Here is a 25,290-nt window from a genome sequence, read left to right on the forward strand (position 1 = left end):
CTTACCGCGCCTCCTGGTCGCTGTCCGGGACTCGTACTGCCCATGACGGCCGTTCCGTCCGCACCCGGCCCGTCGCGTTCTCCCGTGCCAGCCGCTCGTTGTGGCCGCGCAGCGCGGTGTGCAGCCCGTCCCACAGGGTGCCGTCGGTCCGGTCCCGCGGATCGGGGTCGATCAGCACCACACCGATCACCGGAATGAGCAGGTCAGCGAGCTGCCGCGCCACGGTGTGCAGCCATGCGGCGCTGCCGTGCCCGGCACGCACGACGAGCACGGTCCGGGTACCGAGGTCCGGGAGGCCGGTCCACGCCGTGCCGGGCGCGACCGAGCCGACGCCGAGCCGGCGCACCTCGTGCGGCACGGCCGCGGCATCCTCGACGCCGACCACGTCCGGGCCTCCTGGCTTCTGGCCGCGGTGGGCGCGCCGCAGGGCCGGCAGATCGTCGATGATGACCACCGGCCCCTCCGCCGCCAGTGCCCTGGCGAGGTCGAGGGCGATCACGCTGGTGCTGCGCGCACAGCCCAGTTCCAGCAGTGACACCGGTTCCGCGGAGCCACGCACGGTGCGGGCCAGCGTCGCGGTGAGCCGTTCGCGTGCCGCCCGGGTCCGTCGGCGCTGCCACCGCCTGGCCGGCCGGTGGGGCGCGCGGCGCAGTTCCGCGATGACCGAGGCGCCCAGGTTCGCCGCGATCTCCCGGCGCAGCACGGGGCGGTCCGCCACCACCGTGCCGACCGCGGCCACCGCGAGCCCGAGGACGAGCCCGAGGACGAGCCCGATCGCGGCGTTGGTCGCAGCGGCCCTGGGCAGGGAGTGCCGCACCGCTCGCGGGGCGTCCACGATCTGAGTGCCGGCGACGATCTGGGGCGTTCCCATGCGCGCCTCCTCGGCGCGCTGGTCGAAATCGGCGATCCGCGAGTTGAGTTCCGCCCGGCGGGCGAAGAGCGACTCGATGCTCGCCGACGCCTTCGGGTCGCTCTCCGGCGTTCTGTCCCCGATCGCCTTGTTGACCTGGGCGAGTTCGCCCCGCATGCGGTCACCCTGGTCGCGCAGGGCCTTGGCCTCGGCCTTCGCGGCTTCCTGCATCCGCCTCACATGGTCCGCGACGAACGCATCCGCCAGCGCCTTGGCTCGGGCCACCGCGTCCGCGTCGCTGTCACCTGTCACATCGATCTGCAGCAGGTTGTTGGTCAAGCCGGTGCCCCGGTAGTCCCGCATGAAGTCTTCCGTGCGTTCCGAGGAGTTGAGGGACTGCAGGGCCTTGTCGGCGATCCTCGTGGTCCGCAGTAGCTCCACGTCGGTGCGGATCAGCGTTCCGGGGTCGTTCGGCTGGTCCGCCTGATGCGCGACCAGCACCTTGGCCACCGCGGCCGGCGGCGGCGGCCGCAGGACCGCCAGCGCCGCGCCGACCAGCAGCCCCAGTAGCGCCAGGGAGCACCACAGGCGGCGGCGCCTGCGCACCGCCACCACCAGTGCCTGCAGGTCCAGCAGGTGTGTGGCTGCCGACGACTCCGAAGTCGTGCTCGTCGTCACGCGGAACCTCCCGTCGAGTGGCCGGGGACCGCGAGCGCCAAAGTGGCGTCGTGCGGAGGATGGCCGGCGGATCGTGTCGGACGGTCCCGGACCGTGCCGGCGACGACGATGCCGACGACTTCATGTCTGCCGTCCGCACACGCCTCGGCGATGCCGGCGAGCTGCCCTGCGGTCCAGTTGCCCGCGCTGAGCACGACCAGGGCGCCGGACTCTGTGTCGCGGTCCGGCACCATCGGCCGGTCCACCGAAACTTCGACCACCCGCAGCAGCGGATCGCCCTCGGCCACGAGCTGCCCCGCGGCCCGGCGGGCGATCTCGTCGCCGTTCGGTACGACAACCAACAGCCGTCGGGAGGACGGCAGTTGGTCCCGGAGGCGGGCGCACACCCGCCGGTAGCGGATGCGCCTGCCTGCCTCGTCACCGGACCTCTGCGGGGTCGGCATGTCCCACCGGGTGTCGACGCCGAGGAGTCTGCGGAACCGGGCTCGCGTGCCACGGTCTTCGGGCCGGTCCGCGAGCCGTTCACCAGGCACGTCGACGGTGCCGATGAGCGTCGAGCCCAGCGCCGCGGCGATCTCCGGTCCGGTGCGCGGTCGGCGGTTCACCCGTGCGACGGCGAGATGGCCGATGACCGCGAGCAGGAAGGACAGCAGCGCCCCAGCGACGACGAGTTGCATCCTTGTCGGCGGGGCCTCACCGGTCGGCCGGGCCGCCGGCCCCATGACGACAAGCCCGGCCTTGCCGGCCGCCGGGTCGGCCTGGTCCAGCTTCGTCATGGCCTCCTCCAGCGAGGTGCGCAGCTTCTCGAGCTCGGTGCGGGCCTGCACGCTCTCCACGGTCTTGCCCGGATCGGCCGCATTGGCCAGGTCGGTGATGCGACGGTTGGTCTCGACCACCTGCTGCCGCAGCGCCTCGGGCCCGGTTGCCGCGTCGGGCTCGGTGCTGCCGTCTGCGAGCCGCGCGGCGAATCCGACGAATTCCTGGGCCACCCGGTCGGAGAGCTGCTGCGCGCGCTTCGGGGTGTCGGCCGTTCCCGAGATCTTGATGATGTTCCCGTCGGCGGCCTTGGCGCTCACCCGGTCCCGCAGCTCTGCGGCGCTGACGCCCCTCCAGCCGAGCTTGGCGGCCACGGGGTCGACCACCGACGAACTGATCGCGATGTCCACCTGGGTCAGCAGTTCGCGCTCTTCCCACTGCCCCGGCAGCAGTACCGATGTCGACGCCGTGTAGCGCGGCGGAAACAGCACCACCGAGGTGCCGTAGCCGACGAGCGCACCCACCACGGTGAGAACGGCGAGAAGCCGCCAGCGCCTACGGAGAATCCGTCCGATCGTGACCAGACGTATCGTGTCATCGCTCAAGGGTGCTGCCTCCCCCGTGCCCGGACCGGGTCGCCCGCCGACACCGGAGTGTGGTCGCGGCACGCGGCGGCGTAGGCGGCGAGCAGCGACGCCTGCGAGTTCTTCCAGGAAAGCTGCCCGCTGATCCGCTCCTGGCCGATCTTGCCCATCCGGGCCCGCTGCTCCGGATCGTCAAGCAGCAGCACGATGAGCTCGGCGAATGCGGCCTCGTCGTTGGCGGGCGCGTAGACGGCGGCGTCACCGGCGGAGACGCGCGCCTCCCGGAGGTCGAAGGAGACGATCGGACGGCCCATCACCATGTACTCCAGGACCTTGTTCATGGTCGAGACGTCGTTGAGCGGATTGCGCGGGTCGGGGGAAAGGCACACGTCCGCGGTGGACAGGTAGCGCACCAGCTCGGCGTCCGGGACGCGCCCGGTGAACTGCACCTGCTCCGAGAGCCCGAGCTGCTGGGACAGCTCCACCATCGCGTCGAATGCGTCGCCGGCGCCGACGAACACCGCATGCCAGTCGGTCCGCCCGAGTTCGTCGCGCAGCTTCGCGAGGGCCCGCAAGGCGTAGTCGACGCCGTCCTGCGGGCCCATGACGCCGAGGTAGCAGAGCAGATGAGGCTTGCCGCGCCTCAACTCCGGCTCGGGCGGCACCGGATGGAACCGGTCGATGTCGGGTGCGCTGCGCACCACGAAAACGTCCGCCGGCCGCCGACCGCCACGGCGCACCGCGACGTCCCGGTAGCTCTCGTTCGTGGCGAGCACGATGTCCGCGGCCCGGTAGGTCCGCCGCTCCAGCGCGCACACAGCGCGGTAGAGCAGGTCCTCGCCGCGGTCGAACCGGGAGAGGTACAGCTCGGGTACCAGGTCGTGCTGGTCGAAGATGAACCGCGCCCCGTGCCGCTTCATCCACAGTGCCGGCAGGAACAGCAGGTCGGGCGGGTTGCAGGCGTGCACCACGTCGACCGGGCCGACCTTGCGGGCCAGCCGGACCGTGTGCCACAACGCCGTTCCGTACTCCCGCAGGTAGCCGGCCGGTCCGCCGGTGGCCGCGCGCAACGGGTAGCGGTGGATCCGCACCCCGTCGATCGAAACCTCCAACTCCGTGTCCCGCTTCTCCCCTTGAGGACAGATGACGTGCACCGTCCAGCCCGCGTCGCGCAGTGTCGTGCACTCCTGCCACACTCGCCGGTCGAACGGCACCGACAGGTTCTCCACCAGGATCAGCGCGCGCCGGGCCGGCCGGGCGCCGCTGCGCAGGTCACCAGACAAGGCCCATGTATCCCGGTTCGGCCCGGCGCGCTTCGGCGTCGGGAATGCGGATGAGGTCGACGAGCAGCGTGCCGTCGTCATGGGGCAGCGCCGACAGCACGGCCGGATCCTTTGTCCCGACCAGGCACACCTCGGCGTGCTCGAGCACCTCGTCGACGGAGTCCACGAGCAGCTGCGCGATGTGCGGCAGCCGGGTCTCGATGTACTCGCGGTTGGCGCCGAGCAGTCGTGACAGGTTCACGTTGGCGTCATAGATCCGCAGGTCGTATCCCTTGCCGATGAGCCGCTCCGCCAGCTCGACGAGCGGGCTCTCGCGGAGGTCGTCGGTGCCGGGTTTGAAGGACAGCCCGAACAGGCCCGCCCGGCGCTTGCCGGTGCGCTCGACCAGCTCCACCGCGCGTTGCAGATGTGCGGAGTTGGAGGTCAGCACGTGGGCGAGTATGGGCACCGAGACGTCTGCCCGCTGGGCCGCGTGGACCAGGCTGCGCAGGTCCTTGGGCAGGCAGGAACCGCCGAAGGCGAAGCCGGGCCGCAGGTAGGCGGGGCTGATGTTCAGCTTGCGGTCGGCCAGGAACACGTCCATCACCTGGTGCGAGTCCACCCCGAGCGCCTGCCACACCGCGCCCAGCTCGTTCGCGAAGCCGATCTTCAGGCCGTGGAACGCGTTGTCCGCGTATTTGATGGCCTCGGCCGTCGGGATCGGCACCCGGAACAGCTCGCCGGGCAGGCCTTCGTACAGCGCCGCCACCGCGTCGCCGCTTGCCGGATCGAGCTCGCCGATGACGGTCTTCGGCGGGTCGAAGAAGTCCCGCACGCTCGTGCCCTCGCGCAGGAACTCCGGGTTGACCGCGACCCCGAAGTCCACCCCGGCCGTGCCGTCGACGTACTTCTCCAGGATCGGTACCAGGAGGTTCAGGCAGGTGCCCGGGAGCATGGTGCTGCGGAGCACGACGGTATGCCGACCGCTCCGCTCGGCCAGCGCGGCGCCGATCTGCTCGGTGACCCGCTCCAAGTATGTGGTGCACAGACTGCCGTTGGGCTCCGACGGCGTGCCCACGCAGACCAGCGACACCTCGCTGCCCGTGATCGCCTCGTGGACGTCGGCGGTGGCGCGCAACGCTCCGGTCCGCACGGCCTCGGCGATGAGCTCGCCGATCCGCTCCTCGACCACCGGCGCCTTGCCGTCGTTGACCAGGTCGACCTTGACCTGGTTCACGTCCACGCCGATGACCTCGTGACCGAGGCTGGCCAAGCACGCGGCCGACACGCAGCCCACGTAGCCGAGCCCGAAAACGCTTACTCTCATGACCCGTTCCTCCCCCCAGGCAGGCCTTTCCGGCCTGCGGTCCGCGCGTCGGCCGGACGATGGCCCTCGCGCATCAGTAAGCCCCCTGCCCCTGCAGCACCGCACGCAGCGTCTTCCACAAGATCACTGCGTCCAGGGCGAGCGACCAGTCCTCCACGTACCGCAGGTCGAGCCGGACCGCCTCCTCCCACGGCAGGTCGCTGCGTCCGCTGATCTGCCACAGACCGGTGAGCCCGGGCTTGACCAGCAGCCGCCGCCGGATGTCCGGGCCGTACGCAGCGGACTCCTCCGGCAGCGGAGGCCTCGGACCGACGAGCGACATCGATCCGGTGAGCACGTTGAAAAGCTGCGGAAGCTCGTCGATCGAGTACCGGCGCAGCACCGTTCCCACCCGGGTCACCCGCGGATCCCGGCGAAGCTTGAACAGCAGGCCTGCGCCCTCGTTGCGGTCGGCCAGCGCGGCCCGGGCCCTGTCAGCCCCGACGACCATGGTGCGGAACTTGAAAATGGTGAACTCGCGGCCGTCCTTGCCGACTCTGCGCTGGCGATAGACCGCCCCGCCCCGGCTGTCCACCAGTACGAGCAGCCCGACCACCACCATCAGCGGCGCGAACAGGAGCAGCAGGATCGCCGCGCCCATCCGGTCGACGACCCCTTTGACCGCCCGGCGGCCCCCGGTGAAGGTCGGCATGCTGACCCGCAGCAGCGGGATCCCGAGCACCGCGTCGACGTGCAGCCGCGGGCCGGCCACCTCCATCAGCACGGGGGCCACGACCATCTCGGCATCGCTGCCTTCGAGGTTCCAGGCCAGCCGCTGCAGCCTGTCCGGTGACCAGTGCGGGTCCGGTGTGACCGCGACGACACGGTAGCCGTCGCGGCTGACGTGGCCCGCGACGTCCGACAGTCGGCCGACGACCGGCACTCCGTCCAGTTGGTCATCGTCGAGCCCGAGACCGTCCGTCGTGCACACCGCATCCACCCGCCAGCCGAGGTGCGGGAACTTGCGGGTTCGGGCGATCAGGTCGCGCACGGTGGCCACGCTCCCGGCAGCAAGCACCGGTCTCAGGCACCGCCCTTCCTTCCGCTGTTTGTGCAGCGAGAGGCGGAGCAGATACCGCTCAGTCATGGTGACGAGCGCGATCGCGGGGATCGCGACGAAGATCCAGAGCTTGATGTTGCGCGAGGTGAGGGCGATCCCGCCGAGCGCCAGCACGACGGTCGCCATGAACAGCGAGCGTCCGAGCCGGCGGAATTCCTCGGCGCCCTGGCCGAGCACGGCCGGAGCCCACGACCGGCTCACCGCAAGCGCTCCCAGCACAAGGAGCCAGGTGCCGAATGCGAGAATTCCCCACTTCTCGTGCCAGTTGGCCGCGTCCCGGGCCCCGAAAAAGTTGCCGATCGCCGCCACCACCAAGGCGGTGGCCACCGTATCGCTGGTGATCACGGTACGGCGGTACCGCTGCTCCCAGTCGTTGGCCAGCTGACTGATCGCCCCGTTCGCCAGACGCTCGCGCGCCGACGGTAAAGGGCCGACCAATTCCCCCTGCCGCACAGAACCCACCCCGGTCCCCAGTCGTTCGACGTGGTCGCCCAACACTGTCCCTCCCCCCAGAAGGCCCCCGCCCCGCACAGTCCTTCCCCTCGGGAGGCCCCCGCCTCCCGCGCCGCGCTGTTCCTCCCCCCGGAGGCCCCCGCCCCCCGCGCACGACATCCCGGCTGTTTCAGCGCTACTTGAGCAACCCACCCTGGCGACCGCGGAATCGCATGTCCTGCCAGGCCCTCGACGCGCGTGCGAACCCGTCGCAACCTCGGGTGCTCCCCGCACCCGAAGCCCTTCGCAGGCTCCAAGAATTGATCACCCCCCACGTCCGGCGCCGGAGACGCAGCTACTGGCCGTCCGTAACACCTGACCTATAGATCATCATTTGTCGCCTCGTGTCCCAGCATGTGAAGCACGGTCAATCTAGACCATCGGGGCCCATCTGGAGAGTGGGATGTGTGGAATTTGTGCTCAAGATTTGAAGCTGGTTCCACGGACCGGTGACCATCCGCGGTGCCTTGATGACGAAGAAGTGGCTCTGACCTGTGACGGCGGCAGTTCTCCGGCTGCCGGCACCGGCAATCCCGAGGCTTCCTGGGACTGCCAACTGGGCGGCCTGTCCGGCGAATCGTGCCGGTGAGCACGGAACGGTGGATGTCAGGTGCGACCGATCGACGGCACGTGGGAACGGATCGCAACCGGCCGATCGGATTGCCACACGCAAACGCCGTGGCAGATCCAGGGGCCCGGGCGGACAGCTTTGAAGCCGAGCACGACGTGAGACTTCCACAGCCTTGCCCTCAACGCCCGTCCCGGGCTTGGCGACCGCCCGTCTCAGCACCGCTCGCCACTTGCAGCAGGGCCATCGCCCTCCCCCGGCACGCGATCATCCCCTCAGGAGCTGTGCAACCGGCTCAGCGCTCCTTGACGGCATGCAGAAGTGTGACGCCGAGCCACGGGCCGCCGTACCAGTACGCGGGGCCCAGTCCACGCAGCGTGCCCTGCCCGATGTGCTCGGCGTACTTTCCGGCCATGGGCCAGAAGTCGGCGACGATCAACTGGCCGCCGGGGCGCAGCACCCGCATGGCCTCGTCCACCGCGCGGTATCGCTCCTCGGGCGACGGGATGTTGTGGATCGCCAGCGCGCTCGTCACGACGTCGAAGGAGCCGTCCGCAAACGGCAACTCGGTCATGTCGGCGGTACGTACCTCCACCCGGTCGGCGACCCCTGCCGCAGCCGCGTTGGCGAGCGTGACTTCGGGCCGGTTCCCGCTCTGGTCCTTTCCGGACCACAGGTCCACGCCCACGGCGTGCCCCGTCGGCAGCCGCCTGGCCGCCTCGATCAGCACCGCGCCGCGACCGCAGCCAAGGTCGAGGAGCTTCTCGTCGCCCTTCAAGCCGGCGCGGCCCAACTCCCGCCTCCAGACCTGCAGTTTGCCGTGCAGTGTGGTGTGCAGGTAGAGGCCGGTGTGGGCGATCAGTACCGTCCCCGCAGTTGCCAGCGCTTTCCGTCCCGGCCGCCATCGGCCGGCGGCCAGGCAGCAGGCCGCGCCGGCGGCACCGAGCACCGCCGGGAACGCTGGGGCGTCAACGCCGTACCGCGGCCACCGGACGCGCGGCAGCGGGGAGTCTTTCCGGTTCTTGGACATGCTCGCAGTGTCACCGGCTCGATCGCCGGGCGTCTTGTAGAAATGTTCCCGCGTGAACCGCGCGACCGGCCTCGCGCCTGCCGGGTCCGGACCGTGGGGCAGGGGTCAAGACGGGGACAGGTATGCGGGGGCGGCCCACGCGACGTCGTCGACCGCGAGCCACGGCGCGACCGCGACGGCCGTGGGCGTCACACCGGCGAAGGCCATGACATCGCGGTGGAGGTGGGACTGGTCGACGTAGCCGGTCTCCGCCGCCACCCGTGCGGCGCTGTGCCCCACGGCCAGACGGTGGGCCGCGTGGTCGAAACGGACCAGCTGCGCGGCGCGCTTGGGATTGAGACCGATCTGGGCTCGGAACCGGGACCAGAGACGCTTACGGCTCCAGCCGACCTCGGCTGCCAGGCGCTCGACCCGAACCCCTCCCCGATGTGTCACCATCTGCCCCCACACGAAGGCGACTTCAGGCTCGACCGCTCGGCGGCCTGCCGCGTGTCGTCGGACGAGTGCGGCCTGCGCGACCGCGAACCGGTCGTCCCAGGTCTCGGCGGCGCGCAGTTGCTCTTGGGTGCGCGCGGCGTCGCGGCCCCAGAAGGCGTCGAGGGAGACCATCGTGGCGCCCGACTCCGCACCGGCGCCGAGCACCGCGTGCGCGACCAGCGGCGACAGCCGTATCTGCAGGCATGCGACGTCCCGGCCGCGGGCTCGAACGCCGCCGGACCCGAGTCCCAGGACGACGCTGCCGCTCTGCTGCCGGCCGCTGAAGTCGTTGACGACGATCGGCCCGTCGCCGAGGTCGACGGCCACCGTGACGGCCGGGTACGGGACCACACCCAGGTCGACGAGGCCGGTCGTACGGGCGCGGAATCCGGCCATGCTGACCCCGGGCAACCGACCGTGCCGCGACGGGGTGGCGATGTCCCACACCGACGCCGCGTCATGGGCCGGCTCGGCGGATCGCATGGCGCCAAGCTACGGGACATTCGTCCAAGACGCGACGGTCGAGACGCGACGACACTGACGGCTCCCGCAGGCCCCGTATGCCCTGCAAGCCCCGCACCAGAAGGGAACACTCGTGATGCTTTCGCCGATCGACCCGTTCATGCCCGCCGTCGAACTCGCCGCGGCCATCCGCCGCAAGGAGGTGAGCCCCGTCGAGGTGGCCGACTGCTTCCTCGAGCGGATGGACCGGCTCGACCCCGCCCTCAACGCCTTCTGTCACCGGGCCGACGACGACGTCCGCAAAGCCGCGTCTGCCGCGGCCGACGCAGTGGCGAGGGCCACGTCGGCCGACGACCTCCCGCCGTTCCACGGCGTCCCGCTGCCGGTCAAGGACCTTGTCGACGTTGCCGGTTGGCCCACCACCTACGGGTCCGCAGGCGCCGGACAGGCACCGGCGCAGGAATCGGACCCTGTCGTGCGACGGTTCGCGGACGCGGGCTTCGTCCTGCTCGGCAAAACCACCACCTCCGAGTTCGGCAGCCTGCCCTTCACCGAGAGCGCTGCCCTGGGCATCTCGCGCAACCCGTGGGACCCGGACCGCACGCCCGGCGGTTCGTCGAGCGGAGCGGGCGCCGCCGTCGCCGCCGGGATGGCGCCCATCGCCCACGCGGAGGACGGCGGCGGGTCGATACGGATCCCCGCGTCGTGCAACGGCCTCGTCGGCCTCAAACCCACCCGCGGTCTCGTCACCAACGACGTCGTGGAGGTGGAGGGCCTCGGCACCAGCGGCGTGCTCACCCACTCGGTGGCGGACGCCGCGGCGGCCCTCGATGTGCTGGCGTGTCACGATCCGGCCGCGTGGTGGTCGCCTCCGACGCCGCGCACGTCCTTCGCCGCCGCGCTGAGGACGGACCTGCCGACCGGGCTGCGAATCGGCGCGCTCATCGACTCCCCCATCGACGGGATACGCGTGCACCCGGCGTGTGTCGCAGCTGTCGACAGAACTCTTCGGACGCTCGAATCGGCCGGCGCGCACCTCGTCGACACCCCTCTTCCGCTGCCGCCGACCGACGAGCTGGTCACTGCGTTCACCACCCTGTGGAACGTCGGCGGTACCGGAATCGCGCTCGCGGAGCCGGACCAGGTCGAGCCGCACAATCGCGCCCTGCGTGAGGCGGCACGAGCGATCGACTCGTGGGCGTACGCGGAAGGGGTGCGGAAGACCCAGCAGTTGTCGCGGCGCATCGTCGAAGGTTTCCTCGCCGGCTTCGACCTCCTCGTGACGCCGACGATGGCCTGTCTTCCGCCGCTCGTCGGTGCCTGGCGGACAGGCACCGACGACGATCCCCTGAGGGCACTGCGGAACAGCTACCCGATGGGGGTGTTCACGTCGGTGTTCAACGTGACCGGCCAGCCGGCCATCTCCCTCCCCATCCACCACGACGAGGCCACCGGCCTGCCCGTCGGCGTCCAGATCGTCGCCGCACCCTGGCGGGAGGATCTCCTGCTCCAGGTGTCCCGCACCCTCGAACTCGCACTCCCCTGGGCCGGTCGACGCCCGCCTGTCGGCTGATCCCGCGGCCGGTGCAGCTGCTACCGCCGCAGTCTTCGCCTGCGGCGTGAGCGCCGGATGCGGCCGGCGGGTGACGCGCTCCCCCGCGCGCTCATGCCCTTGGCGGCGGCTTGGGTGATGTTGCGGGCCATGCCGCCGAAGACGACGGCGTGGAAGGGAGAGACGGACCACCAGTAGACATGGCCCAGGAGGCCGCGGGGGTGGAACAGAGCGCGCTGCCGGTAGCGGGTACCGCCGTCGGCGCCCGTCTCGACATACATCTCCAGCCACGCCAGGCCCGGCAGCCTCATCTCCGCGCGCAGCCGCAGTAGTTGTAGGGGCTCGATCTCCTCGACCCGCCAGAAGTCCAGCGAGTCGCCGACCCGCAAACGCTCCGCGTCGCGTCGTCCGCGGCGCAGGCCGACTCCGCCCACGAAACGGTCCAGCCAGCCGCGGACCGCCCAGGCCAGCGGGAAGGAGTACCAGCCGTTGTCGCCGCCGATGCCCTCGATCACCTTCCACAGGGCCTCCCGCGATGCCTCGACAGGCAGTTGCCGCTCGTCCTCGTAGAGACTGCCGCCGGCCCAGTCGGGGTCGGTGGGCAGCGGATCGCTGGGCGCCCCGGGGACGGCGGCGGACGACCACCGGGTGTCGACCTGCGCCTCCCGTACCCTCCGCAGCGCCAGGGCCAGAGCCTCGTCGAACGGCAGTGGCCGGCCCGGGGGGTCGGGCACGTAGCGGGCGATGTCGTGCTCGTGGCAGACGACCTCGTGGCGGAGCGACTCCGTCAGGGGCCGGGCGATGGATGCCGGTACCGGCGTCACGAGGCCCACCCAGTGGCTGGACAGCCGCGGAGTGAGCACGGGCACCGGCAAGATGATCCGCCGCCGCAGTCCGGCGACCTCGGCGTAGCGGCGCATCATCTCCCGGTAGGTGAGGACGTCGGGCCCGCCGATGTCGAAAGCCCGGTCGACGTCGGTCGGCATGGTGGCCGAGCCGACGAGGTAGCGCAGCACGTCGCGGACCCCGATGGGCTGCGTGCGGGTGTGCACCCAGCTGGGGGTGACCATCACCGGCAGCCGCTCGGTCAGATAGCGCAGCATCTCGAAGGACGCCGATCCCGAGCCGATCACCACAGCGGCCCTCAGCACGGTGGCGGGCACCGGGGCGCCGAGGAAGATGCGACCGACCTCAGCCCTGGAGCGCAGGTGCGGGGAGAGGTCGTGCTCGGGTACGTCCTGCGGAGTGAGCCCGCCGAGGTAGACGATGCGCCGTACGCCGGCAGCGTGTGCCCGATCGGCGAAGATCCGGGCCGCGCGCCGGTCGGTGTCCTCGAACCCGGAGCCGGATCCGAGGGAGTGCACCAGGTAGTACGCGACATCAACGCCACGCATGGCCGCGGCGACCGACTCGGCGTCGGTGACGTCTCCGCCCACCGTCTCCGCGGCGGCCGCCCAGGGGTAGTCACGCAGCTTGCCCGGCGAGCGGGCCATGCAACGAACCCGGTGACCGGCCTCCAGCAGTTGCGGTACCAAGCGACCTCCGATGTACCCGGACGCTCCGGTCACCAGACAGTGCAGCTGCTCCGCGCTGTGCTCTGTGTCCGTGTCCGTGTCCGTGTCCGTGTCCGTGTCCACGACCATCTCCCTGCACACTCGATCCGATGCTGCTCCTTGCCCTCCCGTTTGATCATGGCCGATCGCCCCTCGACTTCCCGCCTCATGACGTGTTGTCGGCGCGCTCCCAGCGGCGACGGCTGACGGCGGGGCCGCGGGCTGTTCAGTCCTCCGGATGCCGCAGCGGCACGACCCCCACGCTGTGTCCGTCGCGGTCCAGGAGCCGACCCATGTGCTTGACCGTGCGCAGCACCACCGAGCGGTCGGTGACCGTCAGGCGCGGCAGCCTGCGTGACACGTGCGCCTCGAAGGTGTGCACGTCGTGCAGTGTGCGCAGCCAGACGTCGACGACCAGGTTGTGCGGGCCCGCCGTGATGGCGCAGGAGCGCACCTCGCGCAGGCCGGCGAGGACCTGGCTGGTCTCCTCCAGGTACTGACCCGGCACGGAGGCGAAGTACATCGCGGACAGCGGCCATCCGGACAGCGGGCGGGCCAGGTCGCAGCGGAGCAGCAGCCGTGACGCGAGCAGGGACTGCGTCCGGCGGCGCACTGTGGACAGGCTCGCGTCGCTCGCCGCCGACAGGTCGCGCAGTGACATCCGGCCGTCGATGCTGAGGAGTTCGAGCAGTCGCGCGTCCAGCGCGTCCCATCGGGTCGGCTCGGCGGACCCGGTGCGGCAGGCCGCGGCCGCGGCCTCCGCCAGGCGCTCGCTCTGCGCCGCGTCCAGGCTGCGCAGGCGCCACCGGCTGCCGTCGGTCGGCAGCCCTGTCGACACATGCGTACGCGTCGCCCGCACGCCGGGGGTCCGCTGGAACAAGTGCCCGGTGAGGCGGGACAGTTCGTCCAGGCTTCGCGTCTGCACCGCGGCCACGATGTCCCGGCCGCCTGCCGTGAGCTTGATGTTCGGCACCGCCGGGTCCTCGGCCAGGGCCCGTGCCACGTCCTCCGCGGCCCCCGGTTCGGTATCCACCTCGACGAGGCCCGTCACCACGATCCGGGCGTCGGTCAGGCGCGGATAGGCGGTCACCCAAGCAAGGCCCGCCTCCTCGAGGCGGTGCCAGCGCCGCGCGGCCGTCACCGGATCGACCTTGAGTACATCGCCGACCAACGTCCACGGGGCCCTCGGATGAACTTGCAGGGCGTGCACGACGCCGCGGTCGAGCTCGTCGAGATCCCCGAGCTCCTGACCGGACGCGGGCCCGGCGTATTCCTGCACCGCCAGGGGCGGCACTTCCCTGCGTGTCGCACGGGAATCCCGTACGAAATCTGCGCTGTCACGCAGCGACGACGTCCGCATCCCACACTCCCCTCCAACCGGTTCCGACTTCAACGCACTTCCAGGAGTGACCGCACGCCATGAACCACCCCATCACGCACGAGGCCGCCAGGACCCCGCTGCGGATCACCAACGCCCGCCTCGTCGACGGCACGGGCGCGTCCCCGCTGGACGACGCGGTCGTGCTCGTCGACGCCGAGGGGATCATCACCTACGCGGGTCCCGCCGCGGAAGCGCCCGAGACCACTGTCCGGAACACGGACCCGCAGGTCCGGACGGTCGACGCCGGCGGCCGCACCCTGCTGCCCGGCTTCTTCGACTGCCACGTACACATGTCCTACGCCCACGGCGCGCACCCGGGCCGCCGCGGTGAGCTCGACCGGATCCTGGTCACCCTCGACACCGCCGGCCGCCTGAAGCAGACCCTCGACGCGGGTATCACCACCGTCCGTGACCTGGCCGGCCTCGCCTCCGGCTACCGCACCGCCGTCGAGACCGGTCGCATCGTGGGGCCCCGCATCCAGACCGCCGTCCGGGTCATCAGCCACACCGGCGGCCACGGCGACGTGCGGCTGCCCGACGGCACGGACCTCAGCGACGGGATGTCCGAGCTGGCCGACACCGCGGACGAGGCCCGTCTCGCCGTGCGCCGGGTCATCCGCGAGGGTGCCGACCTGGTGAAGGTCTGCGCCACCGGTGGCATGGGCAGCCCGTACGACCAGCCCGACGACGAGGGCCTGACGGAGGAGGAGATCCGGTCCGTCGTCGACGAGGCGCGGCGGCACGGCGACAAGCCGGTGGCCGCGCACGCCCAGGGCACCGCGGGCATCCTCAACGCCCTGCGCGGCGGCGTCACCAGCATCGAGCACGGCTACGGGATCGACGACCGGGCCCTCGACCTGGCGGGCGAGCGCGGTGCGTTCGTCGTCCCGACCCTGTCCACGGTCTACGCAGGGATCAACAAGGACACCATGCCGGACTACCACTACCAGAAGAAGGTCCGCTGGTCCGGCATCACCAAGGAGAACATCGCCCACGCCATCGAGCGGGGCGCCCGCATCGCGATGGGCACGGACGCCGCCGTCGGCCCGCACGGCGTGAACCTCATGGAGCTGTCCTACCTGGTCGATCTGGGCATGTCTCCGATGGACGCGATCGTCGCGGGGACTCGCACCTCGGCCCAACTCCTCGGTGTGGACGACCGGTTGGGCACGGTGACCGCCGGGCGCATCGCCGATCTGGTCCTGTGCGAAGGCGACCCGCTGACCGACATCGGCATTCTCGGCGACCCCGCCAACATAGTCTGCGTCGTCCAGGACGGCGTCGTCCGCAAGGACCTGCTCGGCCTCGACGACGGAAGGCGCCCCTGATGCCATCAGTAACCGAACTGCCCGCCCCCGCGCCGAGCCACGACGGGGACGAACCGCGCGGCATCGACCGGGTGCTCGCCCTGATCGAGCGGGCGGGCAACGCGTTGCCCAACCCGATCGTCCTGTTCGCCGGCCTCTTCGTGCTCCTCGCCGTCATCTCCACGGCGCTCGCGCTCGCCGATGTGTCGGTCACCGTGCCGGGGACGGACGAGACCCGGCAGATCACCGGTCTGTTCACGGATGAGGGGATCCGCTGGCTGGTGGAGAACCTGGTCACCAACTTCGCGACGTTCCCGCCCGTGGCCGCCGTACTCCTGATGATCATGGCGGTGGGGCTCGCGGAGAAGGCGGGGCTCCTGGAGACGGTGATGCGGGCGACGCTGTCGCGCGCACCACGGGCGCTGCTGCCGTATCTGGTGGCCCTCGTCGCCTGCCAGGCCCACATGATGAGCGACGTCGCAGCGATCGTGCTGCCGCCGCTGGCGGCGGTCGTCTTCAAGAACGCGGGCCGGCATCCGGTGGCCGGCCTGATCGGCGGATTCGCCTGCGTCACCGCGGGCTACGCGGCCGGGTTCACCATCGGCTCCCTCGACGCCCTCTACATCGGCATCACCCAGCAGGCAGCCGCGGTCCTGCCGGGCGGCGCCGACCTCGACCTCAACCTGCTCGCCAACTACTTCTTCACCGCGTCCAGCAGCCTGATCCTCGGCCTGCTCGGCGGCTTCCTCATCAGCCGCGTCCTGGAGCCGCGGCTGCCCGCGTACCGGCCGGCGGCGGGCGAGGCCGAGGCACCGGAGAACCTGTCCCTCACCAAGGTGCAGCGGCGCGGCCTGCTCGTCACCGGCCTGGCTGTCGCCGCGTACGCGGCCGTGGTGCTGTCCCTGTGGCTGCCCGACGGCGCCCCGCTGCGCGGCAAGGGCGGCGCGCTCGTCCCGTCACCGCTCCTCTCCGGCATCGTGCCGGTCCTGTTCGGCGCGTTCCTGATCGCCGGGCTCGTGTACGGCATCACGACCAAGGCCATCGAGAGCTCGGACGGCGTGGTGACGGCGATGACCGACTCGGTCAAGAGCATGGCGGGCTATGTCGTCCTGATGTTCGTCGCCGCCCAGGTCATCTCCCTGTTCAACTGGTCCAACGTCGGCGTCCTGCTCGCCGTCAAGGCCGCGGCCGGCCTCAACTCGGTCGGCCTCACCGGCCTCTGGGCCCTGATCGGCTTCGTGCTCCTGGTGTCCTTCCTCAACCTCTTCGTGGTCTCCGGGTCCGCGCTGTGGTCCCTGGTCGGCCCGGTCTTCGTCCCGGCGTTCATGCTCCTGGGCATGAGCCCGGCGGTCAGCCAGGCGGCGTTCCGCATCGGTGACTCGGCGACTGCCGTCGTCACCCCGATGAACACCTACCTGTTCCTCCTCCTCGCTCTGCTTCGCCAGTACGAACCCGAGGCACGTCTGGGCACGTTGATGTCCCGCCTCGCCATCTTCGTGCTGCCGTTCCTGGTGGTGTGGCTGGGGATCCTGGCGGTGTTCTACGGCTTCGACCTGCCGCTGGGGCCGGGGGCGCGCATCGGCGTCAAGTGACGCTCACGCGTACGGCTACGCCCCCACCGGAGACTTCCGGTGGGGGCGCCTTCCCGTCGGGCGGCGTACGGGCTCAGCCGCCGGCCACCCACTCCGCGACGACCTCGGCGAACTCCTGCGGCACCTGCTCCGGCGCGGCCACATGCCCGTCGGACAGCACCCGGGTCCCGCAGCCGAGCGCCGCCGCGAACTTCGGCAGGGACGGCCGGGAGTAGTGGCGTCCGGCGCACAGACCGCGAGGGTGCGGGCGGTGATCCGCGGCAGGCGTGGCTCCATCTCGTAGCGGCGTATGGCCTCGTGGCCCTCCTCGACGCGGTCGAGCACGGTCAGCGCGTCGACCACGTACCGGGTGAGGGCCACCTCCTCGCCTGCGCGATGGAAGCCGCGCCGCCTGTCCCACAGACCCTGGAGGTGCGAGCCGTCGGGTGTGGGATCGACGTGGTCGATGCGCCCGTGCCCGCCCGCACCCCGCCGCTTCTCGTCGTCGACGAACGGACGCGGTCACCACGCGCCGTGTCGCGGACGCGTGCTCGGTCGTGAGGTTTCGGGGCATGGGCACTCCTTGCCGATAGGGCCCGGGAATCGACGGAGCGTATGGACGCCTCGGTGCCACCTCAACCAGGTCGGTCCGCCAGACGAGACGCCTCGCTTCACGCGCCCGCTGTCCTCCGGAAGCGTGCAGCCATCACGACCATCACCTTCCGGGCTCGGCGCGATCGCGATACGTGTACTACACAAGTACGGAGCTAAGGTATGAACGACGGCACCTTGCGGACAACGGGGACGATCGGAGACCGAAAGCACGTGAGCAGCAGCACCTCAGCCACCGCCGCTCCCACCTCGCGAGCCCTGATCCTGGAGGAGTTCGGCACCCTGCCGCGTCTCCTGGAGCGGGCGGTTCCCGAGCCGCAGCCCGGGCAGACCCTCGTACGGATGAAGGCGGCGACGGTCGCCCACCTGGACCTCAACGTCCTCGACGGACAGTTCGGCATCCTGCCCGACCTGCCGTCCGTACCCGGCACGCAGGGCAGCGGCACCGTCCTCGCCTCCGGCACCCACCCCGAGGGCGCGCTCGTCCGGGTGCGCGGCGAAGGGCTCGGGCTCAGCCGTGCGGGCGCCTGGGCGGAGCACGTGCTCGTGCCCGATGCCGCCGTCGAGATCATGCCGGAGGGCACCGACCCGGTCCTGGCCTGCATCTACTTCTCCCCCGTCGGCACCGCCTGGGCCTCCGTGCACCCGATCGCCCAGGTACGGCCGGGTGAGCGGGTCATGGTCACCGGCGCGTCGGGCGCGGTCGGCGCGATGGCGGTGCAGCTGGCCGCCCGGGCAGGTGCCGAGGTGGTCGGCGTGGTCGGCCGCCCGGCCAAACTGCCCCATGTGCCCGCCCCCGCCAAGGCGGTGCTCGCGTCCGACCTCTCCGAGGAGGCGGTCGGCGGCAAGGTCGACGTGCTCATCGACACGGTCGGCGGCAAGATCCTGCAAGGCGCCCTTCGTCTGGTCCGCCCGCGCGGCCGGGCCGCGCTCGTCGGCTACACCGCGGGCCGCGAGCTCACCCTCGACCTCGCGGACTTCTTCCTCGCCGATGTCTCGCTGCTCCCCGTCAACATGATCAGCCGGGGCAAGGAGGTCGCCGCGGAGGTCGCACGCCTCCTGCCGGACCTCTCCTCCGGCAAGCTCACGCTGCCGTACGAGCGCTACGGCATCGACCGCCTCGAGGAGGCGGTGGGGCGGCTGCGCACGGGCGAGGCGATCGGCAAGGTGGTGCTCGACCTGGGCTGACCGCGCCGAGGCGGCTGACGGCCGGCGTTGCGGCGTCGCCGGGGCGTGGACGGATTGGTGGACGTCCGAGGCCCCGGACGCCGCAGATCCGTGCGGGCCCAAGGGGCGCAACGGACAGGCACGCCAGGATCGGCAACTACCCTTCCGTCATGCTCCCCCGGTCGGGGCGATCTCGACCCGTACCCCGCTCGCCTCGAAGGCGCGGATCTGTGCGTCGGGCGCCGATGCGTCCGTGACCAGGGTCCACTCCTTCCGCAGCTTCGCCCAGGCGTGGAACGGCGCGCGCCCCAGCTTGGCACCGTGGGCAAGTACGTAGACCCGGTCGGCGCGGCGGGTCATCAGCTCCTTGAGGCGGGTCTGGCGCAGGTCCGCCTCGCAGATGCCGCGGTCGACGGTGACGCCGTCGGCGCCGAGGAAGACCCGGTCGAAGGACATGTGCTCGAGCGCGGCCTCCGTGAGCGGGCCGACGAAACCCTGGCTGAGCGGGCGGAGCGTGCCGCCGAGGCATTCGACGTCCACGCCTTCCGCGTCCGCGAGGGCGTGCAGGGCCGTCAGGCCCGTGGTCGCGACCGTCAACTCCTTGGCGCCGCGCAGCTCGTGGGCCAGCGCGCCCACCGTCGTACCGGCGTCGAGGAGCAGGGTCTCGCCCGGCTCGACCTGCCGGGCGGCCCACTGCGCGATGGCCCGCTTCTCCTCGTACGCCTCCCCCGTGCGCTGCCGCAGCGACGCCTCGGGGTGCGCGGACAGCGCCATCGCGCCGCCGTAGGTGCGCGCGAGGCGGCCCTCCGTGGTGAGGCGGGCGAGGTCGCGGCGGATGGTCGAGGGGGTGACGTCGAAGAGCTGCGAGAGTTCCTCGACGCTGGCGAGGCCGGTGGTGGTGGCGAGGTGGACGATGCGGTCGCGTCGTGCCTGGGATGTGGTCGGCGGCATCTACGGAGTCCTCTACGGTGCGGTGGTAACGGCCGTGCAGGGGACGGCGGTTCAGGCCGCCGGAGCGACCGGCGCCGTCGCCATCTCAGCCGCCTGGCGCAGCGCCTCGACCATGCTACCGGCCTCCGCCGCGCCCGTTCCGGCGATGTCGAACGCGGTGCCGTGGTCGACGGACGTGCGGATGACGGGCAGTCCCACGGTGAGATTGACACCCGCCTCGATGCCCAGGACCTTGACCGGGCCGTGGCCCTGGTCGTGGTACATCGCCACGATCAGGTCGTAGTCGCCACGCGCGGCGAGGAAGAAGGCGGTGTCGGCGGGGAGCGGGCCGCGGGCGTCGACGCCCTCGGCGCGCAGCTTCTCGAGGGCCGGGACGATCTTCTCGCCCTCCTCGCCGTAGCCGAACAGGCCGTTCTCGCCTGCGTGCGGGTTGATGCCGCAGACTCCGATGACGGGGTTCGGGGTGCCGGCGCGCACCATGGCCTCGTGACCGCGGCGCACCGTGCGCTCGACGAGGCCCGGTTCGATGCGGTTGACGGCGTCGATCAGGCCGATGTGCGTGGTGACGTGGATGACCTTCACCTTCTCGGTGGAGAGCATCATCGAGACCTCCTCGGTCCCGGTCAGGTGGGCGAGGAGTTCGGTGTGACCGGGGTAGATGTGGCCCGCCGCGTGCAGGGCCTCCTTGTTGAGGGGGGCGGTGCAGATGGCGTGCACGTCTCCTGCCACGGCGAGTTCGGCGGCACGCGCGATGTACGCGTACGCGGCGTCGCCCGCGACCGGCGACAGCTTGCCCCAGGGCAGGTCGGCGGGGAGCAGACCGAGGTCGACGACATTGACGCGGCCCGGCGTGAACTCGGCGTCGCGCGGGTGGTCGACCGCGGCGATCTCGCAGTCCAGACCGAGAATGCGGGCGGCCTCGCGCAGCCGCGGCGCGTCGCCGATCACGACCGGACGGCAGCGGGTGAGAACGGCGTCGTCGAGCAGGGCCGCGATGACGACCTCGGGGCCGACGCCGGCACCGTCGCCCATGGTGACGGCGATGAGAGGGAGGGGGGTGCTCATACGGACAACTCCTAGGCGGGAGGCGGGTGGTGAAGGGTTCAGGTGGCTGCCGGGGCGGCGGCCAGGCGAGGTCGTAGCGCGGCAGCGATGCGCAGCAGCGAGTCCTCGGCGCCGTAGCTGCCGGGGCGGGTGACGACGCGGCGGCCGTCAGGGGTGCGGGAGTGGACGGCGCCGTGGTGGATCTCGCCGAGCGGCTCCAACTCCCGTATTCCCAGTGCGTCCAGGGTGGTGCGAGCGGTCTCGCCGCCGGTCAGGACGAGGTCGGGGCAGCCCGGGTACGCAGCGGCGAGTGCGCCCAGGGTGGCACTGAGGGCCCGCCCCGCGCCGGGGCGCAGTCCTGCCGAACCGTCGATGGACAGCACGGTCAGGGCGGGAGCGGCGGCGATGCGCGGCAGGCGGGCTGTGCCCGCCGCCAAGTCGGCCGGATCCAGCGGCACATGGTGAGCGCCGAGCGCCGTGAGGTGCGCGATCTGCGCAACCGCGGCGGGCTCGGCGGTCCCGACGACGAAGAGCAGCGGGGCGCGGTCCTGGGCGGGCGCGGGCGGGTGAGTGACGGCAGCGGGACGCACCAGCGCGCGCCCGAGTGCGAGTGCCAGACCAGCGCTGCCCAAGAGCCGGAATCCGGGGCCGAGCCGCAGCGCCGCCGCGGCCACGGCATCCAGGTCGGCGTCTGTCTCGGCGTCCGGAGCGGGGTGCGCACCGGAGTCGGCGATCCGCCGGAACTCCGCGTCCAGTACGGCGGGTTCGGACCGTACGACGCCGAGGGGAACCGTACGGACCGGCAGGCCGGACAGCGCCTCGGGGAGCGAGCGGGGCGCGGCCGCACGCTCCGCGCGCCAGCCGTCGGTGCAGTGCAGCGGAACGCCGTTCACGTGCACCACGCCGCCGGTCACGGTGCGCCCGGCCGCGGGCAGCGCGGGGGCGATGACGACGGCCCCGGCCCCTTCGGCGTAGGCGGCTGCCTCCGCGGCGAGGTGGCCGCGCAGCTGTGAGTCGACCTTCTTGTACAGCAGCCGGGGCGGGCCGGCCTGCGCCGCGCGCAGCGCCGTCCGCACGGCGTACGCCGCTTCGGCGGCCGGCAGGTGCCGGGTGTCCAGGTCCACGACGAGGTCGTGCGCGCCAGGGCTCTCGGCCACGTCGGCGGCGGTGAGCGACAGACGGACGGGTCCGCCGAGCGCACAGGCGGTCTCGGCCGCGCCGGACAGGTCGTCCGCGAGCGCGAGGACGTACCGCAGTACGGGCACAGAAGCGGACGGCGGGACAGACGGGCGTGGGGGCGGGGGCAGGGAAGCCACGGGATCGAACCTCCTTGGGCGCGCCCGGCGTTGGGCGGCCCGGTCCGGATCATGGCACAGATTGCGCGAAGTGCGCGAGACCTCTTGCGCGATTCACGCAGTCGTGCGAGCGTTCCGGTGGCGCCGACGGCCCTCACCCGCGGACCGCGTCGCCCTCGTGGACGCGACGCGTACCGGCTCACACAGCACGGCGCACATCGGCTTGCACCGCACATCGCAGCAGAACGCAGCACATCGCACCGCACTTGGCCGCAGTGCAGCGCACCTCCGGGAACCACCATGGCGACCGGTCGAAGCCGCGCAGCCACACGCCACACCACCCGCGATGCGCACATCACGCACGAGATCGCGCACAAGCACGAGACCGCACGACCCGCACCACTTGCGCTACCCGCACCGGAAGGAACCCGCCGTGACCGTCGGCCTCGAACTCCCGCACGTCCCTGTCCCGTTGTCCCCTCTCGCCCTCGGCACGATGACCTTCGGCGACACCGCGGACCGCGCGACGGCCGCCGCGATGCTGGACGCCGCGCTCGACGCCGGCATCACCGGCGTGGACACCGCCAACGGCTACGCGGGCGGCGAGAGCGAGCGCATCCTCGCCGAGCTGCTGCCCGGCCGACGCGACCAGGTGGTTCTCGCCACCAAGGCCGGCATCCCGCACCCCGACCAGGGCGACCACGCGCCGCTCTCCGCCGAGGGCCTGCGCACTGCGCTCGACGGAAGCCTCAAGCGCCTGGGCACCGACCACGTCGACCTCTTCTATCTGCACCAGCCCGACCGCAGGACACCGCTCGCCGAAACCCTGGCCACCGTCGCCGAGTTCGTACAGGCGGGCAAGGTCCTCGCCCTCGGTGTCTCCAACTTCGCGGCCTGGCAGATCGCCGAGCTCAGCCGCGTGGCCGACGAGGTCGGCGCCCCGCGCCCGGTCGTCGCCCAGCAGCTGCACAACCTTCTCGCGCGCCGCATCGAGGAGGAGTACGTCGAGTACGCCGCCGTCACCGGTCTGCACACGATGGTCTACAACCCGCTCGGCGGCGGCCTGCTCACCGGCCGCCACAGCTTCGAACAGGCCCCGGACGGCGGGCGCTTCGGCGACTCGAAGCTGGCCGCGATGTACCGCGAGCGGTACTGGAACGAGGATCTGTTCCGCGCCGTCACCGACCTCACCGGCATCGCCACCGACGCGGGCCTGCCGCTCACCGAGCTGGCCCTGCGCTGGCTCCTTTCACGGCCCTCCACCGACGCACTGCTGCTCGGCGGCTCCAAGGTCGAGCACCTGAAGGCCAACATCGCCGCCGCGTCCGCCGGCCCGCTGCCCGCAGATGTCCTGGCCGCCTGCGACGAGGTCGGTGCCCACCTGCGCGGCCCGATGCCCGCCTACAACCGATGACCTCGCCCCCATCCTCGTAACGGAGACAACAACATGGCCACCGGCCGCAGTTCTGCCGAGTTCACCGCCACCCTGCGCAATCGCGAACAGCTCATCGGCTACTGGTCGTTGCTCGACTCGCCGGTCGCCGCCGAGCGCCTCGCCCGCGTCGGCTACGACTACCTGGCCTTCGACGCCCAGCACGGTCTCTTCGGCTACCAGGGCATGCTGAACAACCTCCTCGCCACCGACACCAAGGGCAGCACCGCCGTCGGCATGGTGCGCGTCGAGGCCAACGACCTCACCTACATCGGCAAGGCCCTGGACGCGGGCGCGACCGCCGTCATCGTCCCGCTGATCGACACCGCGCAGGACGCCGCCGACGCCGTCTCCGCCGTCCGCTATCCGCCGCTGGGCCGCCGCTCGTACGGCCCGATGCGCGCCCAGCTGCGCATCGGCCCGAACCCGGCCGACACGCACGAGCAGACCGCCGTCCTCGCGATGATCGAGACGGCCGACGGCCTGGCCAACGTCGAGGAGATCTGCGCGACCCCCGGCCTCGACGGCATCTACGTCGGCCCGTCCGACCTGCGCCTGGCCATCGGCGGCGCGTCTTCCACCGACCCGTCCGTGCAGGACGAGTTCGAGCAGGCCCTCACCCGCGTCCGCAAGGCGGCCGAGACGGCGGGCATCGCGGCCGGCATCCACAACGCCGACGGCGCGAGCGCCGCCCGCCGTCTCGCCGAGGGCTTCACGTTCGCGACGGTCGCCGCCGACGTCGTACACCTTCAGCAGATCGCGACGTCCCACCTCCAGGCGGCGCGCGGCGAGGCGCGCTGATGCCTACCACCCTCATCACGACGCCCACCTTCGCCCGGCACTCGGCGCGCCCCTGGCAGATGCTGGAGGAGGCCGGAGCCGGTCCCCGGCGCCCGTCCGAGGACGCGGCGCTGCCCGCCGCCGAACTCCTCAAGCACGCGGCCGACGCGGACGCGTTGATCGTCGGTATGGACGCGATCACCGCCGAGGTGATGGACGCCGCGCCCCGCCTCAAGGTGATCGCCAAACACGGCGTCGGCGTCGACACCATCGACGTGGCCGCCGCCCGCGCGCGAGGGATTCCGGTCGTGTGCGCGCCGGGCAGCAACTCGCGTGCGGTCGCCGAGTACACCTTCGGCCTGCTGCTCTCCGCGACCCGCTCACTCGCTGCCTCGCACACCGCGGTGGCGGCCGGCGGCTGGCCGAAGCTCTTCGGCCCCGAACTGCACGGCAGGACGCTGGGCATCGTCGGCTTCGGCCGCATCGGCCGCCTTCTGGCCGGTTACGCCCGCGCTTTCGGGATGGAGCTGCTCGCCCACGACCCGTACGTCCCGGACGCCGACGTACGCGCGCACGGCGCCGAACCGGCCGCGCTCGAAGCCCTGTTGGCGCGCGCCGACGCCGTCAGCCTCCACACGCCGCCCGACCCGTCCGGCACCCCGCTGCTCGACCGGGCACGCCTGGCGGCGATGAAGGAGGGCGCGGTCCTGGTCAACGCCGCGCGTGGCGGCCTCGTCGACGAGCGCGCGCTCGCCGACCTGCTCGGCTCCGGACACCTCGGGGCTGCGGCCCTCGACGCGTTCAGCACCGAGCCACTGCCCGCCGACCACCCGCTGCGCGCGGCCCCGCGCACGCTCCTCACCTCGCACATGGCCGCCTGCACGCCCGAGGCCAACCAGGCCATGGGTGCGATGGTGGCCGAGGACGTCGTCCGCGTACTGGCGGGCAAGGAGCCGCGCCACCAGGCGAGTTGAGACACAGGGCACCCCCTCAGTACCTGCACCCCCGCACTACGACACCTCGGTACCACGGCACCACCCCCGTCCCATTCCGGATTCCG

19 protein-coding genes are annotated in these 25,290 nt (G+C 71.7%); 7 read left to right on the forward strand and 12 right to left on the reverse strand.

Features of this window, described 5'->3' with window-relative positions; translation table 11 throughout:
* Position 1 precedes the first annotated feature (1 nt).
* From OG698_RS05835 to OG698_RS05865, 7 genes are all read right to left on the reverse strand, one after another.
* Positions 2–1,528, reverse strand: coding sequence for a Wzz/FepE/Etk N-terminal domain-containing protein (locus OG698_RS05835; protein WP_406101837.1), 1,527 nt, complete (start codon positions 1,526–1,528; stop codon positions 2–4).
* On the reverse strand, positions 1,525–2,889 hold the full coding sequence (locus tag OG698_RS05840; RefSeq protein ID WP_406101838.1) for a Wzz/FepE/Etk N-terminal domain-containing protein: 1,365 nt from the start codon (positions 2,887–2,889) through the stop codon (positions 1,525–1,527). Before OG698_RS05840 ends, OG698_RS05835 begins: the two co-directional genes overlap by 4 nt.
* A complete protein-coding gene (locus tag OG698_RS05845) occupies positions 2,886–4,097 on the reverse strand; it encodes a glycosyltransferase family 4 protein (RefSeq protein WP_406110869.1) in 1,212 nt (403 codons plus the stop codon). Before OG698_RS05845 ends, OG698_RS05840 begins: the two co-directional genes overlap by 4 nt.
* A 43-nt stretch (positions 4,098–4,140) precedes the next feature.
* The gene (locus tag OG698_RS05850) at positions 4,141–5,457 is read right to left on the reverse strand and encodes a nucleotide sugar dehydrogenase (protein ID WP_406101839.1); all 1,317 of its coding nucleotides are present in this window, start codon (positions 5,455–5,457) and stop codon (positions 4,141–4,143) included.
* Between the two features lie 73 nt (positions 5,458–5,530).
* On the reverse strand, positions 5,531–7,009 hold the full coding sequence (locus OG698_RS05855) for a sugar transferase (RefSeq protein WP_406110871.1): 1,479 nt from the start codon (positions 7,007–7,009) through the stop codon (positions 5,531–5,533).
* 902 nt (positions 7,010–7,911) lie between these two features.
* Positions 7,912–8,646, reverse strand: a complete 735-nt coding sequence (locus OG698_RS05860; RefSeq protein ID WP_406101841.1) for a class I SAM-dependent methyltransferase — start codon at positions 8,644–8,646, stop codon at positions 7,912–7,914.
* A gap of 105 nt (positions 8,647–8,751) precedes the next feature.
* Positions 8,752–9,606, reverse strand: a complete 855-nt coding sequence (locus OG698_RS05865) for a helix-turn-helix domain-containing protein (protein WP_406101842.1) — start codon at positions 9,604–9,606, stop codon at positions 8,752–8,754.
* Between the two features lie 115 nt (positions 9,607–9,721).
* On the opposite strand from OG698_RS05865, the gene OG698_RS05870 reads away from it, so the two are divergent.
* Positions 9,722–11,158 carry an amidase gene (locus OG698_RS05870; protein ID WP_406110873.1) on the forward strand — a complete coding sequence of 479 codons (1,437 nt, stop codon included), beginning with the start codon at positions 9,722–9,724 and terminating at the stop codon, positions 11,156–11,158.
* Between the two features lie 20 nt (positions 11,159–11,178).
* On the opposite strand, the gene OG698_RS05875 is transcribed toward OG698_RS05870, so the two are convergent.
* Entirely contained in the window at positions 11,179–12,774 is a 1,596-nt protein-coding gene (locus tag OG698_RS05875) for an SDR family oxidoreductase (RefSeq protein ID WP_406101843.1), read from the reverse strand.
* Between the two features lie 142 nt (positions 12,775–12,916).
* On the reverse strand, positions 12,917–14,050 hold the full coding sequence (locus tag OG698_RS05880; protein WP_406101844.1) for an Lrp/AsnC family transcriptional regulator: 1,134 nt from the start codon (positions 14,048–14,050) through the stop codon (positions 12,917–12,919).
* 59 nt (positions 14,051–14,109) lie between these two features.
* Between OG698_RS05880 and OG698_RS05885 the strand changes: the two genes are divergently transcribed.
* From OG698_RS05885 to OG698_RS05895, 3 genes are all read left to right on the forward strand, one after another.
* Entirely contained in the window at positions 14,110–15,399 is a 1,290-nt protein-coding gene (locus OG698_RS05885; protein ID WP_406101845.1) for an amidohydrolase family protein, read from the forward strand.
* Positions 15,399–16,970 (forward strand): AbgT family transporter, encoded by a 1,572-nt coding sequence (locus tag OG698_RS05890; protein WP_406101846.1) that lies wholly within the window; start codon positions 15,399–15,401, stop codon positions 16,968–16,970. The genes OG698_RS05885 and OG698_RS05890 overlap by 1 nt, the downstream gene beginning before the upstream one ends.
* A gap of 804 nt (positions 16,971–17,774) precedes the next feature.
* A complete protein-coding gene (locus OG698_RS05895; protein WP_406101847.1) occupies positions 17,775–18,749 on the forward strand; it encodes a zinc-binding alcohol dehydrogenase family protein in 975 nt (324 codons plus the stop codon).
* Positions 18,750–18,896: 147 nt separating this feature from the next.
* Here the strand turns inward: OG698_RS05895 and OG698_RS05900 are convergent, their stop codons facing one another.
* From OG698_RS05900 to OG698_RS05910, 3 genes are read right to left on the reverse strand one after another with little or no spacing between them, the layout of a single operon-like run.
* The gene (locus tag OG698_RS05900) at positions 18,897–19,679 is read right to left on the reverse strand and encodes a DeoR/GlpR family DNA-binding transcription regulator (protein WP_406101848.1); all 783 of its coding nucleotides are present in this window, start codon (positions 19,677–19,679) and stop codon (positions 18,897–18,899) included.
* A gap of 51 nt (positions 19,680–19,730) precedes the next feature.
* Positions 19,731–20,744, reverse strand: coding sequence for a 4-hydroxythreonine-4-phosphate dehydrogenase PdxA (gene pdxA, locus OG698_RS05905; RefSeq protein WP_406101849.1), 1,014 nt, complete (start codon positions 20,742–20,744; stop codon positions 19,731–19,733).
* 38 nt (positions 20,745–20,782) lie between these two features.
* Positions 20,783–22,039 (reverse strand): four-carbon acid sugar kinase family protein, encoded by a 1,257-nt coding sequence (locus tag OG698_RS05910; RefSeq protein ID WP_406101851.1) that lies wholly within the window; start codon positions 22,037–22,039, stop codon positions 20,783–20,785.
* Positions 22,040–22,451: 412 nt separating this feature from the next.
* Here OG698_RS05910 and OG698_RS05915 point away from each other — a divergent pair, with 412 nt between their 5' ends.
* From OG698_RS05915 to OG698_RS05925, 3 genes are read left to right on the forward strand one after another with little or no spacing between them, the layout of a single operon-like run.
* Positions 22,452–23,432, forward strand: coding sequence for an aldo/keto reductase (locus OG698_RS05915; RefSeq protein ID WP_406101852.1), 981 nt, complete (start codon positions 22,452–22,454; stop codon positions 23,430–23,432).
* Positions 23,433–23,465: 33 nt separating this feature from the next.
* Entirely contained in the window at positions 23,466–24,251 is a 786-nt protein-coding gene (locus OG698_RS05920) for an HpcH/HpaI aldolase/citrate lyase family protein (RefSeq protein WP_406101853.1), read from the forward strand.
* Positions 24,251–25,204, forward strand: a complete 954-nt coding sequence (locus OG698_RS05925; RefSeq protein ID WP_406101854.1) for a phosphoglycerate dehydrogenase — start codon at positions 24,251–24,253, stop codon at positions 25,202–25,204. The genes OG698_RS05920 and OG698_RS05925 overlap by 1 nt, the downstream gene beginning before the upstream one ends.
* Positions 25,205–25,290: the final 86 nt, after the last annotated feature.

Origin of the sequence: Streptomyces sp. NBC_01003, assembly GCF_045162695.1 — a bacterium.
In the GTDB taxonomy this organism is placed as follows: Bacteria; Actinomycetota; Actinomycetes; order Streptomycetales; family Streptomycetaceae; genus Streptomyces.

Excerpts from the sequence above, each read along its gene's own strand:
- OG698_RS05850 (WP_406101839.1), bottom strand. The coding sequence starts at position 5,457 with ATGAGAGTAAGCGTTTTCGGGCTCGGCTACGTGGGCTGCGTGTCGGCC.
- OG698_RS05860 (WP_406101841.1), bottom strand. The coding sequence starts at position 8,646 with ATGTCCAAGAACCGGAAAGACTCCCCGCTGCCGCGCGTCCGGTGGCCG.
- OG698_RS05865 (WP_406101842.1), bottom strand. The coding sequence starts at position 9,606 with ATGCGATCCGCCGAGCCGGCCCATGACGCGGCGTCGGTGTGGGACATC.
- OG698_RS05870 (WP_406110873.1), top strand. The coding sequence starts at position 9,722 with ATGCTTTCGCCGATCGACCCGTTCATGCCCGCCGTCGAACTCGCCGCG.
- OG698_RS05880 (WP_406101844.1), bottom strand. The coding sequence starts at position 14,050 with ATGCGGACGTCGTCGCTGCGTGACAGCGCAGATTTCGTACGGGATTCC.
- OG698_RS05885 (WP_406101845.1), top strand. The coding sequence starts at position 14,110 with ATGAACCACCCCATCACGCACGAGGCCGCCAGGACCCCGCTGCGGATC.
- OG698_RS05890 (WP_406101846.1), top strand. The coding sequence starts at position 15,399 with ATGCCATCAGTAACCGAACTGCCCGCCCCCGCGCCGAGCCACGACGGG.
- OG698_RS05900 (WP_406101848.1), bottom strand. The coding sequence starts at position 19,679 with ATGCCGCCGACCACATCCCAGGCACGACGCGACCGCATCGTCCACCTC.
- pdxA (WP_406101849.1), bottom strand. The coding sequence starts at position 20,744 with ATGAGCACCCCCCTCCCTCTCATCGCCGTCACCATGGGCGACGGTGCC.
- OG698_RS05920 (WP_406101853.1), top strand. The coding sequence starts at position 23,466 with ATGGCCACCGGCCGCAGTTCTGCCGAGTTCACCGCCACCCTGCGCAAT.
- OG698_RS05925 (WP_406101854.1), top strand. The coding sequence starts at position 24,251 with ATGCCTACCACCCTCATCACGACGCCCACCTTCGCCCGGCACTCGGCG.